This window comes from Citricoccus sp. NPDC055426, from assembly GCF_040677445.1.
Lineage (GTDB): Bacteria > Actinomycetota > Actinomycetes > Actinomycetales > Micrococcaceae > Citricoccus.
Genome location: NZ_JBFARZ010000004.1, coordinates 198,704 through 211,829, shown reverse-complemented (window position 1 = coordinate 211,829; position 13,126 = coordinate 198,704). Strand labels below are relative to the sequence as shown.

The window sequence follows — 13,126 nt, the reverse complement described above, 5'->3', positions numbered from 1 at the left end:
CTTGTTTCATGTTCGTCATGACCATGGACCAGCGCGCCTCCAGCGGCGGGCCCGACCGGGTGGCAGCCCTCGTCGAGGGCCTGAACGCCCCGTCCGCCCAGGGGATCCTCCGCCCCTTCCAGCGGACGGCGGGGGACGAGGTCCAAGGGGTGGTGGAGCTCGCGGACACCGTGGTGGGCATCGCCCTATCGGCGGCCCGCTCCGGGCACTGGAGCGTGGGCATCGGCGTGGGAGCGGTGCGGCGTCCCCTGCCGGCCGAGACGCGCGCCGGGGCGGGGCCGGCCTTCGAGTACGCCCGCGAGGCCGTGGAGCGGGCGAAGCACTCGTCCGGCCGCGTGGCCGTGTCGGGGCCGACGCCGGGCGCCGGCCATGGTGAGAGCCAGGACCGGAACCAGGCCCCTAACCAGGACCTGAACCAGACGGGGGAGCTGTTGGAGGCCATCGAGGCCAGCCTGCAGCTCCTCGCGGAACTCGAATTCCGGCGGAGCGCGGAGGGCCAGGAGGCCGGCCGGTGGATGGACGCCGGCAAGACACAGCGCGAGGCCGCCGATGAGTTGGGGGTGAGCCAGCAGGCGGTCAGCTCCCGGTTGCGCAGTGGGCTGTGGGGCGAGTCCCGGCGCCTGGCGTCCGTGGTGTCTGCCATGCTGGAGCGCGTCGACCGGCTGGTCGAGGCGGCACACGAGGAGACCGACCCGGGAGGGCAGGCATGACGGAACTGGCGGGCTTCTCCGTGGCCCTCTTCCTGCTGGCGGGCGTGCTGGGCGTGCCGCAGTTCTCCCTGCGGCTCCGGGGGACGCCCGGACACCCGCAGTCGATCCTCTATGCCTCGGCCGTGGCCCAGCTGCTGCTGCTCGGCGCGGCGGCGGCCCTGGCCGCAGCCTCCGACGGCGGCGTGGGATGGTCCCTGGTCGGTCCGCTGGCCGTGGTGGCGGCCACCGCGGGAGGCGGCGCGCCGACCACCGCGATCCTCCAGCTCTCCTTCAACGCCACCCACCCCGAACACCAGCGGGTGCTGACCGGTCCAGACGGGCAGAAGGTCTTCAACGAGGAACTCGAGGCACAGCCCGTGCTGCGGGGCGGCGCCTGGATCGGTGTACTGGAACGGCTGGCCGTCGCCTCCACGCTGATCATGGGCTGGCCCGAGGGCCTCGCGATCATCCTGGCCGTCAAGGCCCTGGGGCGCTATTCGGAGCTGGGCAAGTCCGGCGCCGCCGAGCGGTTCATCCTCGGCACGTTCTCCAGCCAGCTGTGGGCCTGCGCCTGCGTCGGGGTGGCGGTCCTGCTGGCCTGAGGCGGGCGTCTCAGATGCAGAACTCATTGCCCTCGGGATCCTGCAACACCGTCCAGGCCCACGGCCCCTGGCGTCCCGAGCCGATCTTCGTGGCGCCCAATCCGAGCAGCCGCTCGAGTTCGGCCGCCCGGCGGGCATCGTCCGACCCCGGCTCCCTCAGGTCCCAGTGGACCCGGTTCTTCACGGCCTTGGCCTCCGGGACGGGCTGGAACAGGATGCGCGGCAGGTTGCGCGAGGGCGCGGCCCCTGCCGGCGGGCAGATGGCGGCGCCCGCCACCCACACCACCCGGCCCCGATGCGTGGTGGTGTCGGAGGCGGAGGCGTGTCCCTCGGCCACCATGCGCCGGATGAAGTCCTCGTCCTGGTCCTCGACCTCCCAGCGCAGCGCCTGCGCCCACCAGTCCGCCAGGGCGTGCGGGTCGGTGCAGTCGACGCAGAGCTGGAGTCCGTAGGCGGGGCCGGCGGCGTGGTCCGTGGTCATGGTCCCGAGCGTAGGCCGCGGACCCGAGGCGCGAACAGGCTCAGGCGACGCCGGACGCGGCAGCCGGGTGGCCGGCGTCGTGCTCCCGCTCCGCCTGCCAGCGCCGCCAGCCGGCATACGAGCCGTCCAGCTCGGCGACCGTGAAGCCGGCGCGGCGCAGGGTGGAGGCGGCCACCGAGTTGCGGACGCCCGTCTGGCAGTACGTGACGATGGTCCCCTCGCGGGGCAGTGAGCGCTGGTTCCACAGCAGGCGGCCGGCGTTGAGCTGCTGGGACCCGGGGATGTGCCCGGCCGCGTGCTCGCCCTTGCCGCGGACGTCCAACAGCAGGACGTGGTCCGTGGACCCGAGCTCGGCGGGCGAGACAACGGTGGGGGTCGCGGACGGCAGCCCCTCGATCGAGGGGAGGTAGCCGGCCACCCGGTCCACCCCGACGCGGACCAGGTGGTCCCAGTAGTCGCGGGCCTCGTCAGCGTCCGCGGCCAACAGGACGATCGGCGTGGAGTCCACCTCCGGGTCATAGGCCCAGGCGCCGTGGCTGGCGATCTTGCCCGGGTTCGGCAGGGACAGGGACCGACGCACGGTCCCGGCGTGGACGGCGTCCACCGGACGGGTGTCCATCAGGACGAGGGAACCGTCCTCGATGCCGGCGGCCACGGTCGCGGCATCCAGCTCGGGCAGCGGCTCACGGACACCCAGCACCTCCGGACCCAGCCGGTTCTGGCGCTTCATGCGGCCGAAGTAGGCGTGGGCGTCGGGCTGGCCGTCCAACAGCTCGTCGATGAATCCCTGCTCGTCCCCGGCCGCCAGGTAGGGGCCCCACCAGGAGGAGAGGCGCTCGTAGCCCACGGAGGTCGAGGGCAGGGACCCGAGCGCCTTGCCACAGGCGGACCCCGCCCCATGACCCGGGAACACCTGGACGTGGTCCGGCAGGCGGAGGAACACGTCCCGCAGGGACGCATACAGCTGCTGCGCCCCCTCGTAGCGGGTGTCCACCCCTCCGGCGGCCTCGTCCAGAAGGTCCGGGCGCCCGAGGTCTCCCGAGAACACGAAATCGCCCGAGAGCAGGTAGCCCGGCTGGTCCGTCACGGCGCCATCGGTGACCAGGTAGGACAGGTGTTCCGGGGTGTGACCGGGGGTGTGCACGGCCGTCAGGGTGAGGTTGCCCACGGTGATGGCGTCGCCGTCGGAGAGCCGCTCGGCGTCGAAGGCGTACTGCCAGTCCGGGCCGCCCTCCGCGGAGACGGACAGCGTGGCCCCGGTGGCGGCGGCCAGCTCCCGGGACCCGGAGAGGTAGTCGGCGTGGATGTGCGTCTCCGTGACGGCGGTGATACTCATCCCGTTCCGCGCGGCGAGGTCCAGGTACTCCTGGATGTCCCGGCGGGGGTCCACCACGACCGCCTGTCCGGCCGCCTGGCAGCCGATCAGGTAACTGGCCTGGGCGAGGTCGTGGTCATAGATCCGTTCCAACAACATGACGCGCTCCTAGACGGGGATGGCAGTCAGATTAGTCCAGGGCGCGGCTGGCGGAGGAGGTCCGGGGTGCGGCGGGCTGGTACCGGCCGGTGTCGAGCACCGTGGTGACCGCGAAATGATCCGAAGCGTGCCAGCCGCTGCGGCCGGTGCCCGTGAGGTCGACCCGGGTGTCCAGCGGCTGGCCGCGGCGGCCGTAGACCCAGTCCCGGACGAACAGGTAGTCGATGCGCCGCGGCGGTACGGACTCGGGACGCTGGATGCCCACGCCCCGGGCCGTCTGCAGGAACCAGGCGGAGTCCGCGGAGGTGGTGTGCCCGGCCGTGCCGTCCCCGGCGTGCTCCCAGGCATCCACCCAGTAGGTCCCGGCCGTGCCCAGGGGCTGCAGGCCGGTGAGGTAACGCACCACGGAGGACTCAGGGACGGTGTTCAGGTCACCTCCGAGCACGAGCAGCGGCTCGCGGTCCGCCAGCCGCTGCCGGAGGCTCTCGGCCCAGCGCACGGCATGCAGCATCTGCTGCTCCCGCTCGTAGGCGCGGTCACCGCCCCAGACCCCATGCAGGTTCACGACGGCGACCACGCGGCCGGGTGCCCCGGTCGCCTGCTCGGAGGGGCTGGCCTGGGCGGGGTCGGGTTGGGCGGGGTCGGACGGCGCCTCGGCGAACACGGCCCAGCTGCCCTGGGGGACCGGCAGGTAGCCCTCGAGCCCCGGGACCGGCGGCAGGGTGCCGGCCTCCTCCAGGACGAGGGCCGGTCCGTGCAGGATGCCCGGCCCGGAGCGGTCCGTGGTGTGCGGCCTCGGGGCGGTGAGGGGCGCCGCGTAGGCCACGTTGAGCCCGGTGGCGGCCGTCAGGGTGTCCAGATAGGCGGAGGAGTGGTCCTCTTCGAAGGGCAGTTCCTGCAGCAGCACCAGGTCCGGTGCCGTGGCGTTCAGTCCGGCGGCGGCGGTCAGGGCGCGGCCGGTGCGTTCCTGGGTGTCATGGAGGACGTTGAAGGTGGTGACGGTGAGGGTGCCGGGGGCGGGATTCTCTCGAGCAGCCACGCTCTCCACCCTAACAAGCCCCGGGACGCCCCGGGCCCGGTCATGAGCCGACGTCCCGGAGGACGACGCGGCATCCTCCGGGCAGACCGAAGGGCTCCAGGATCGTCTCGCCCGGCACACCCCAGGCGCCCAGGATGCCCTGCAACATCGAGGCGTGCAGTCCGCAGACCGACTCCGGGTCTGCCCTCGCCCGATCGAGCAGCGGGCAGGTGCGCAGTTCGAGGTTCCCTCCGTGTTCGACCGAGGTGAAGCCCTGTCCGGTCATGACCCGTCCCAGGGTGGACCTGATGTCGTCCGGGGCAGACGCCGGATCCGCGGCCGGATCGGCAGCCGATCCCGATGTAGGCCCGGGTGCGGGTCCGGCGATGCGCCGACCCCACTCCTCGCCCGCCTGTCGGCGGAAGTCCGGATGGGACCCGGCCGTCGCCAGGAGTGCATCCATCAGCTCGGGGGAGGCCGCCCCGCCGGTGCCGGATGCCGCCTGCCGGCCGGCCGGCGTCGTGCGGTAGATCAGGGACGGCCGCCCGCGCCGCTGCGTCACCTCGGAGGTCGACTCCACCTGGCCCTCGGACTCCAGGGCCGTCAGGTGGTGGCGCACCGAGTTCTCATGGATGCCCAGCTGGCGGGCCAGGGTTGCGACCGTGCGCCCCTCGTCCCCGGACTCATCCACGGCCGTCATCACCCGCAGCCGGGCCCGTCCGAGGGGACGGGGCCGGGGAAGCGGTGCCGGACCGGCGGTGGAGGTCATGGAACCAGTCTACTTATTAAACACGAGGTTCTCTGGATAAAATGGGGTGGACCGCTTAACCACCCCGCGAAGGAGCACGCCATGGACCATCTGAAGAACGGACTGCCGCTCACCGAGGCCGGACAGGACATCGTCCTGGACGCGCGGACCATCCCGCACGCGGTCCGCCACGGCGCCGTGCTCGGGGCCGTCGACCAGCTGAAGCCGGGGATGTCCATGGTGTTGGTCGCACCACACGACCCGCTGCCGCTGCTGGAGCAGATGCGCGAACGGTTCGGGGACCGTGTGGGGGTGGACTACGAGTCGAAGCAGCCGCAGGAGGTGCGGGTCCGGTTGACCAAGACCGCGCCGTGACCGACCGGTCGCCGCAGGCCGCAGTCCGCGGCCCGGCCCGCAGTCCGGCCCGCCGCCGCTCACCCTGGCGCGACTATCCGGTGGTCCTGTGGCTGGTGACCGCCGTGGTGGTTGCGCTGATCCACCGTTCCGTGCCGTCCTCCGGATGGCTGCTCATCCATCTGGTGCTGCTCGGCGCCCTGGGCCACGCGATCCTCGTCTGGAGCATGTACTTCGCCCAGGCCCTCCTGAAGGTGCCCGTCGGCGCGCCACAACTCACCGCGCAGAACACCCGACTCGAGGCGCTGATGGGAGGCACCTTGCTGGTCCTCGTCGGCTACCCGGCGGGCTGGTGGTGGCTGGTGCTGGCCGGGGCGGCGGTGGCCGTGGGCGCCGTGCTCTGGCACGGTGCGGCCCTGTGGCGGATGCTGAGGGCCTCCCTGACCGCACGCTTCCGGATCACCATCCACTATTACGTGGCGGCCACGGTGTGCCTGGCGGCGGGGGCGACCTTCGGCGTTCTGCTGGGACGGGGCCCGGCCGATCCGTGGCACAGCCAGCTGCTGCTGTCCCACTCGATGGCGAACCTGCTCGGCTGGGTCGGCCTGACGGTGACCGGCACCCTGGTGACGTTCTGGCCCACCCTGTTGCGCACCCGCATGGATGAGCGGGCGGCCCGGCTGGCCGGTCAGGCCCTGCCGGTGCTGCTGACCGGCCTGGCCGTCCTCGTGACCGGCGGCCTGGCCGGACTGCGGCCGATGGCGCTGACCGGACTGCTCGTCTACCTGCTGGGACTGCTGTGGTGGGCCCGCGCCCTCATCCGGCCGGTACGGACCAAGCCTCCGAGGGAGTTCTCAGCGGCCTCGGTGGGCTGCGCCCTCGTCTGGGGCCTGGTGGGGATCAGCTGGGTCGCGTGGCTCCTGGCCACGGGCCGGAGCTGGGAACAGCTCGGTGCCGGCTACGCCCCGGTCTCCACCGTGTTCGCCGCCGGCTTCGCCGCCCAGCTGCTCCTCGGGGCGCTGAGCCACCTGGTGCCCACCGTGCTCGGGGGCGGCCCGAAGGCCGTGCGCGCCGCGCTGGAGGTCCTCAACCGTGCCGCGACGGTGCGACTGGTGCTCGTCAACGGCGGCCTGGTGCTCTACCTGCTGCCGCTGCCCAGCTGGGTGCGGGTGACCGTGTCAGCGGTGCTGCTCGTGGGATTGGCCGTCTTCATCCCGCTGCTGATCGCCTCCATCCGGGCGAGCCTGACGGCGCGGCGGGACACCGCGGCGGGGACACCACCGGTGCGGCGGGAGCTGCCGCGACTCTGGTCCGCCCGGCAACTGGTGGCGGGCGCGGCGGTCCTGGCCCTGGCCGTGGCCACCGGCCTCGGACTGTCCGCCACGGCTGGCCCCAGCGCCGCGGGAGACCAGCATGCTGGGGTCGTGCCGACGGGGGAGACCGTGCGTGTGGACGTCTCCGCGCGGGGCATGGCGTTCTTCCCGGACCGGGTCTCGGTCCGGGCGGGGGACCGCCTGGTGCTCATCATCACGAACGACGATGCCTCCAACACCCACGACCTGTCGGTGGCCGGGGAACGGACGCCACGGCTGGCACCGGGGGAGAGCGCCGAACTGGACGTCGGGGTGGTGTCCGGCCCGCTGGAGGGGCTGTGCACCATCGCCGGACACGCGGCGATGGGCATGACCTTCGCCGTAGTCGTCGAGGAGGGGTCCGACGGCGGCGCCTCACCCGGCAGTGAGGGGCACCATTCCGCGGAAGGCGACGGGCCGGCGTCGTTCATCCCGCCGCGGGCCGGCGCGGAGCTGGGCCACTCGGTGGACCCAGTCCTGGCGCCGTTGGGAAGCCCGCCGGGGGACAGGACGGTGCATGAGATCACGCTGACCGTCACCGAGGTCCCGCTCGAGGTGGCCCCCGGCCAGTGGCAGACGCGGTGGACCTTCAACGGCGGTCCGGTGGGGCCCACGCTGCACGGCCGGGTGGGCGACGTCTTCGAGGTCACCTTGGTCAACGACGGCACGACGGGGCACTCGGTCGACTTCCACGCCGGGACGCTGGCACCAGACCAGCCCATGCGGACCATCCAGCCGGGGGAGAGCCTGGCCTACCGCTTCTCCGCAGAACGGGCCGGGGCGTGGATGTATCACTGCGCGACGGAGCCGATGAGCACCCACATCTCCGCCGGCATGCACGGCGCTGTCGTGATCGAGCCTGACGGTCTGCCCGAGGTGGACCGCAGTTACCTGCTCGTGCAGTCCGAGGTCTACCTCGCCAACGATGCCCGTGGTCCGGAAGACGCCGAGGAGGTGGATGGGGCCAAGGTCCTCGCCCAGACACCGGACCGGGTGGTCTTCAACGGCATGGCGAACCAATACGATCAGTACCCGTTCACTGCAGAGGTGGGGGAGCGGGTCCGGCTCTGGATGGTCAATGCCGGACCCAACCGGCCGAGCAGTCTCCACGTGGTCGGCGGTCAGTTCGATACGAGCTACCTGGAGGGCGCCTACCAGCTGGTCCACGGTGTGGACGCCTTCGGGAACCGGGGCAACGGCTCCCAGGCGCTGGCCCTGCAGCCGGCCCAGGGAGGGTTCGTGGAACTGGTGTTCCCGGAGGCGGGTCACTATCCGGTGGTGTCCCATGTGATGGGCGATGCCGAGAAGGGCGCCCATGGCATCATGGAGGTCTCAGGGTGAGCCCGCGCCGTGCTCCGGCGGTGGGGGCGTCGGGGGTCCACCGCCCAGCACACGATCGGCCCCCAGGACGCCCTCCAGGATAACCTGGTTGAGGTCTGCGCCCCGGCGGATGACGCTCAGTGCACCCGTGGGTTCGAGGACGATGCACAGCACCAGGGCGGGATCGGGGATCCCGGCCCGGCGTAGGCAGCCCATCAGGTCCTCATGGGAGACGTGGGTCCGGCGCATCAGGTCCGCCTGCGGTTCGCCGTGGGCCAGCACCACGGTGGGTTGGGCGTTGACGGCACGGCGCACGCCGATGTTCTTCTGGATCAAGCCGAAGAGTGCCTCACAGCACACCAGGGTCACCAGGCCGAGGATCCCGGCGGTCAGCGTGGGCGGGTCGCCGATGATCACTCGTCCTGCGACCGCGCCGAGCATGATGCCGACGACCACGTCGAAGCCGGTCAATCCGGACAGGACGCGCGCTCCGAAGAGGCGGATCAGCAGCAGGAAGACCACGTAGATGGCGATGGCCGAGGCGATCACCACGGGAATGCGCCACAGTTCCAGGCCGATGGTGGCGACGAACTGGTCCTGGGTGATGCTGAAGGCCTCCATGCCCACAGCCTAGGACCATGTCAGCAGGGCACGCTTCGGGTGCCGACGGGCTCCGGATGGATGCTCGACGTGGGCCAGGAGGGGGTGCCGTTCAGCCTTTAGTTGACATAATGTGGGTTATCGGCGTTACGTGCGAGCCTGGGAGTGGGCCTGCTTGAATGGTCTGATGACGACCGCGTTGCCCCATCTGCGCCCGGTGCGCGCCGATGACGCTGCGGCCGTACTGGCCGCGTTTACGTCCCACCCGGATATGGAGCGCCAGGGTGACGTGACAACCCTGGACCAGGCGCAGAATCTGCTCGCACGCCTGACGGATCCGGACGGCCCACAGCCGTCGCCGACGGGATCTCCGACGAACTCCGCGGCATGGTCGGCCTGACCGTGGATGCGGACAACGGCCTCGGCAGGTTCTGGTACTGGCTGCATGCGGCCGCCCGTGATCGCGGCTGGATGAGTCCCGCTGCGCGCACGGTGGCGAATTGGGCCCTGTCCGTCGGCGGGCTGCGGCGCCTGGAGCTCGGACACCGCGTGAACAACCCGGCCTCCGGCGCCGTGGCCCGGGCGGCCGGGTTCGTCCACGAGGGCACGGAGCGGCAGAAGTTCCTCATGGACGGCGGTCGACGTCCTGACCTACGGCCGCCTCCGCTCGGATACCTGGCCCCGGGGTGAGCCCCTAAACCTCGCCAACCCGATGAATGACCTGACATAACTGCGCGGCAAGGCCTCCATTGAAACCAGCCGGACGCGAATGCGACACTGGCTGCATGATGGCATCGGACCCTGCGGCGGACTCCTCCTCGATCGGTCCTGCCCTGAAGGCTGAGTTCTTCGGCCCGCCGCGACGGCCCCGGATGGCACAGTATTCCGTCATCGCCTTCGGCCTGTTGCTCCTGGCCAGTCTCGTCATCCCGTCCGTGTCGGCGGTCGAGGCGATGCCAGAATCGTCCCTGACCATGGTCGGTCTCATGGTCCTGCTGGGCTTCGCGGAGTTGATCGACCCCGCCCGTCGCACCCTCATCAATGCCCTGCGGATCGGCGGGGCCGCAACGGCACTGCTCGGGTTCATTCTGCGGCTGTTCTGATTCCTTCTCATCCCTGCTGATCCCCGGCCTCTCTGCGATGGCCGCACCTCGATGTCAGGCCCTTGCCATCATCTGAACAGATGTTTAGTCTTCTGAACATGCGTTCAACCAGGGACGATCAGAACACCAGGGCCCGCATCCGGGACGCCGCCATCCTGCGGTTCGCCCGGGATGGGCTGGAGGCACCCCTGCGATCCATCGCGGCGGATGCCGGGGTCAGCGCCGCGCTGATCATGCACCACTTCGGCTCCCGGGCGGGGCTGCGCCTGGCCTGCGATGAGCACGTGCAGGCGGCGATCCGGGACAACAAGACCGGCGTCGTCTCCTCCCCCGGCGCCCCCACCGCGATGCTGGCCCAGCTGGCCAAGATCGACGAGTATGCGCCCTTGGTCGGTTACGTGCTGCGCTGCCTCCAGGCCGGCGGTGAGATGACGACCCACCTGGTGGACGGCATGGTGGCTGACGCGGTCGAATACCTCCGCGAGGGTGTCCGAGAGGGCACCGTCTCTCCCAGCCGCGACCCGGAGGCTCGCGCCCGGCTGCTCACCGACTTCTCTCTGGGATCCCTGCTGCTGAACCTCCCGACCGGTGAGGAGACGCTCGACCTCGACGCCCTGCCGCAGTGGTTCGAGGACTATGCCGCCCGCATACTGCTCCCCGCCCTCGAACTGTTCACCGAACCCCTGCTCACCGACTCCTCCCTGCTGGACGCCTACCTGGACTCGAGCCGGGAAGCACGCGAGCAGCCCGCCGAAAGGACCACACCATGAACGCCCCCGGCCAGCATGCAGCCACCACCGCCCCCACGCCGAACCCCGGAACCCCGGCCGTCGAGGCGCGGGGTCTCGTGAAGGCCTTCGGCGCCACCCGGGCCCTCGACGGATTCGACCTGAGCGTGCCCACCGGGCAGGTCACGGGCTTCCTGGGACCCAATGGCGCCGGCAAGTCCACTGCCATCCGGGTGCTGCTCGGCATGCTCAAGGCCGACTCCGGGACGGCACGGGTGCTCGGCCAGGACGCCTGGGGCGAGCAGGTGGCCATTCACCGCCGCATCGCCTACGTCCCCGGTGACGCGAGTCTGTGGCCGAACCTCACCGGCGGCGAGGCCATCGACATCCTGACCCGGTTGCGCGGGGCGGGCCAGGACCGGCGGCGACGTGACGAGCTGATCGAACGGTTCGACCTGGACCCGACCAAGAAGGCCCGGACCTACTCCAAGGGCAACCGCCAGAAGGTCGCCCTGGTCGCGGCGCTGGCCTCGGATGCCGAACTGTTCCTGCTCGACGAGCCGACCTCCGGCCTGGACCCGCTGATGGAGGCGGTCTTCACCGCTCAGGTCCGCGCGCTGCGGGATTCCGGCCGCACCGTGCTGCTCTCCAGCCACATCCTCGGCGAGGTGGAGAAGCTCTGTGACACCGTCACCATCATCCGCGCAGGCCGGGCCGTCGAATCCGGCAGCCTCGCCGAGCTGCGGCACCTGACACGTTCCACCGTCAACGCCACGGTCAACACCACCACCGACGACGCCGGCCCGTCCGGCCCAGCGGGAACGTCCGGTCTCCGGGACCTCGAGGGGATCCACGACCTGGCCGTCGACCACGGCGCCGAGGGAGCCCGGGTGCGCTTCGACGTGGACAACCACCGGATGTCCACGGTGTTGGCGGCCCTCTCGGAAGCCGGCGTGCAGAACCTGACGATCGCACCGCCGTCGTTGGAGGACCTGTTCATGCGCCACTACGGCGGGACGGTGGACTCATGAACGCCGTCAACGGCACCGGAGCGCTCTTCCGGCTGGACCTGCGCCGGGACCGGTGGCGCATCTTGATCTGGACCCTCGCCGTCGGCCTGGGCGTCTACGGCTCTGTGGTGGCCCTGGAGGAGGCCTTCCCCACGCCCGAGTCGATCCAGGCCCGCGGATCCCTGCTGACGAATCCGGCCACGCTGATGATGACCGGGCCCGCCTTCGCCGCCGACGACTACACCTTCGGGGCCATGGTGGCCAACGAGCTCAGCCTCTACGTGTTCCTCGCCGTGGGAATCATGGCGATCCTGCAGACCGTCCGCCACACGCGCGCCGAGGAGGAGTCAGGGCGCCTGGAGATGGTCCGCGCCCTTCCCGTCGGCCGGTTCGCCGCTCCAGCAGCCGCCATCGCCACCGTGGGGCTGTCCGCACTGCTGGTCGGTGCGGCGACCGCACTGGGGCTGCTGGCCGTCGGCCATGATGGCCTGGATGCTGCCAGTAGCCTGGCCTTCGGCGCTGCCACGGCGCTCACCGGGCTGGTCTTCGCGGCCCTGGCCAGTGTCGCCGCGCAACTGACCGAATACGCCCGCGGTGCCGCCGGGTTGGCGATGGCGGGGTTGGCCGTCTCCTATCTGGTGCGCGGCATCGGGGACGTCATCCACCACACCGGCTCTTGGCTGTCCTGGTTCTCACCCTTCGCCTGGGCGCAGCAGACCCGGCTGTTCGTGGACCTGCGGTGGTGGCCGCTGCTGGTGTCCCTCGCGGTGGCCGTCGCACTGTTCGCCCTGGCGGGTGTGATGGCGACCCGTCGCGATCTCGGAGCCGGACTGCGCCCGGCCTCCAAGGGGCCGGCGACGGCGGCCCGCAGCCTCCTGGCCCCGGCCGGGCTGGCTGAGCGCCTGCAGCGGGGATCCATTCTCGTCTGGGCCATTGGGGCGTTCTTCTTCGCGGTGGCGATGGGGGCGTTGGCGAACTCCCTGGACGACATCCTGGAGGAGAACCCGGCCCTGTCGCAGTGGATGGCGCTGGAAGGCACGGATCTCACCGCCCAGTTCGCCGGCATCATCCTGTCCTATGTGATGATCGCGCCGCTGATCGTGGGGGTGTCCGGCGTCCTCACCCTGAAGACCGAGGAGTCCTCCGGGCGGTCCGAGCTGCTGCTGGTGTCCGGCCGGCCGCGCGTCTCCGTGCTGGCGGGCTGGTTCGGCACGGTGGCCGTCCAGGTTGCTCTCCTGACCGTGCTCGGTGGTCTGGGCGTGGGCCTCGGCGTCTGGGCCGGCACCGGCCAGGGGCGCTGGATCGGCGAGATGACGGTGGCCGGGATCGCCTATCTACCGGCAATCCTGGTGGTCACCGCACTTGCCGTGGCCCTGTTCGGCCTGCTCCCCCGGCTGACCGTGCTGGCCTGGCCGTTCGTCGTGTTCATCGCCCTGGCGCTGTTCCTCGGCGAACTGCTGCAGCTGCCGGACTGGGCCATGGACCTCTCGCCGTTCACCCACGTCCCCGCTCTGCCGGCCGTGGAGGTCGGAGGCGCCGAGACGGTGGCCCTGCTGGTGATGACAGGGATCGCCGTGGTGCTGGCCGCCGTCGGGATCGCCGGCTACCGGCGCCGGGACATCGCCTCGCACTGAAGGGCGTCCGGCG

At 71.2% G+C, this 13,126-nt stretch carries 15 protein-coding genes; 10 read left to right on the top strand and 5 right to left on the bottom strand.

Features of this window, described 5'->3' with window-relative positions; all coding sequences use genetic code 11:
- Nucleotides 1-8 precede the first annotated feature (8 nt).
- Nucleotides 9-710, top strand: coding sequence for a hypothetical protein (locus AB0K08_RS08850; protein WP_363353471.1), 702 nt, complete (start codon nt 9-11; stop codon nt 708-710).
- Nucleotides 707-1,291, top strand: coding sequence for a hypothetical protein (locus tag AB0K08_RS08845; RefSeq protein ID WP_363353469.1), 585 nt, complete (start codon nt 707-709; stop codon nt 1,289-1,291). Before AB0K08_RS08850 ends, AB0K08_RS08845 begins: the two co-directional genes overlap by 4 nt.
- Before the next feature lie 10 nt (nt 1,292-1,301).
- On the opposite strand, the gene AB0K08_RS08840 is transcribed toward AB0K08_RS08845, so the two are convergent.
- The 4 genes from AB0K08_RS08840 to AB0K08_RS08825 are packed head-to-tail and all read right to left on the bottom strand — an operon-like array spanning nt 1,302 to nt 5,033.
- The gene (locus tag AB0K08_RS08840; protein ID WP_363353467.1) at nt 1,302-1,772 is read right to left on the bottom strand and encodes a VOC family protein; all 471 of its coding nucleotides are present in this window, start codon (nt 1,770-1,772) and stop codon (nt 1,302-1,304) included.
- Between the two features lie 40 nt (nt 1,773-1,812).
- Nucleotides 1,813-3,246 (bottom strand): MBL fold metallo-hydrolase, encoded by a 1,434-nt coding sequence (locus tag AB0K08_RS08835; RefSeq protein ID WP_363353465.1) that lies wholly within the window; start codon nt 3,244-3,246, stop codon nt 1,813-1,815.
- A gap of 31 nt (nt 3,247-3,277) precedes the next feature.
- Nucleotides 3,278-4,285: an endonuclease/exonuclease/phosphatase family protein gene (locus AB0K08_RS08830; RefSeq protein ID WP_363353464.1), complete on the bottom strand. Its 1,008-nt coding sequence runs from the start codon at nt 4,283-4,285 to the stop codon at nt 3,278-3,280.
- A 40-nt stretch (nt 4,286-4,325) separates the two neighbouring features.
- Entirely contained in the window at nt 4,326-5,033 is a 708-nt protein-coding gene (locus AB0K08_RS08825; protein WP_363353463.1) for a helix-turn-helix domain-containing protein, read from the bottom strand.
- Nucleotides 5,034-5,114: 81 nt separating this feature from the next.
- Here AB0K08_RS08825 and AB0K08_RS08820 point away from each other — a divergent pair, with 81 nt between their 5' ends.
- Nucleotides 5,115-5,387 (top strand): DUF2249 domain-containing protein, encoded by a 273-nt coding sequence (locus tag AB0K08_RS08820; RefSeq protein WP_363353461.1) that lies wholly within the window; start codon nt 5,115-5,117, stop codon nt 5,385-5,387.
- Nucleotides 5,384-8,059: a multicopper oxidase domain-containing protein gene (locus AB0K08_RS08815; RefSeq protein WP_363353459.1), complete on the top strand. Its 2,676-nt coding sequence runs from the start codon at nt 5,384-5,386 to the stop codon at nt 8,057-8,059. The genes AB0K08_RS08820 and AB0K08_RS08815 overlap by 4 nt, the downstream gene beginning before the upstream one ends.
- On the opposite strand, the gene AB0K08_RS08810 is transcribed toward AB0K08_RS08815, so the two are convergent.
- Nucleotides 8,051-8,659 carry a YetF domain-containing protein gene (locus AB0K08_RS08810; protein ID WP_363353457.1) on the bottom strand — a complete coding sequence of 203 codons (609 nt, stop codon included), beginning with the start codon at nt 8,657-8,659 and terminating at the stop codon, nt 8,051-8,053. The genes AB0K08_RS08815 and AB0K08_RS08810 overlap by 9 nt on opposite strands.
- 166 nt (nt 8,660-8,825) lie before the next feature.
- Here AB0K08_RS08810 and AB0K08_RS08805 point away from each other — a divergent pair, with 166 nt between their 5' ends.
- From AB0K08_RS08805 to AB0K08_RS08780, 6 genes are all read left to right on the top strand, one after another.
- Entirely contained in the window at nt 8,826-9,038 is a 213-nt protein-coding gene (locus AB0K08_RS08805; protein WP_363353455.1) for a hypothetical protein, read from the top strand.
- Entirely contained in the window at nt 9,026-9,328 is a 303-nt protein-coding gene (locus AB0K08_RS08800) for a GNAT family protein (RefSeq protein WP_363353453.1), read from the top strand. The genes AB0K08_RS08805 and AB0K08_RS08800 overlap by 13 nt, the downstream gene beginning before the upstream one ends.
- Before the next feature lie 95 nt (nt 9,329-9,423).
- Entirely contained in the window at nt 9,424-9,741 is a 318-nt protein-coding gene (locus tag AB0K08_RS08795) for a hypothetical protein (RefSeq protein WP_363353451.1), read from the top strand.
- Nucleotides 9,742-9,839: 98 nt separating this feature from the next.
- Nucleotides 9,840-10,511: a TetR family transcriptional regulator gene (locus AB0K08_RS08790; protein WP_363353449.1), complete on the top strand. Its 672-nt coding sequence runs from the start codon at nt 9,840-9,842 to the stop codon at nt 10,509-10,511.
- Nucleotides 10,508-11,500, top strand: a complete 993-nt coding sequence (locus tag AB0K08_RS08785; RefSeq protein ID WP_363353447.1) for an ABC transporter ATP-binding protein — start codon at nt 10,508-10,510, stop codon at nt 11,498-11,500. The genes AB0K08_RS08790 and AB0K08_RS08785 overlap by 4 nt, the downstream gene beginning before the upstream one ends.
- Nucleotides 11,497-13,113: an ABC transporter permease subunit gene (locus tag AB0K08_RS08780; protein ID WP_363353445.1), complete on the top strand. Its 1,617-nt coding sequence runs from the start codon at nt 11,497-11,499 to the stop codon at nt 13,111-13,113. The genes AB0K08_RS08785 and AB0K08_RS08780 overlap by 4 nt, the downstream gene beginning before the upstream one ends.
- Nucleotides 13,114-13,126: the final 13 nt, after the last annotated feature.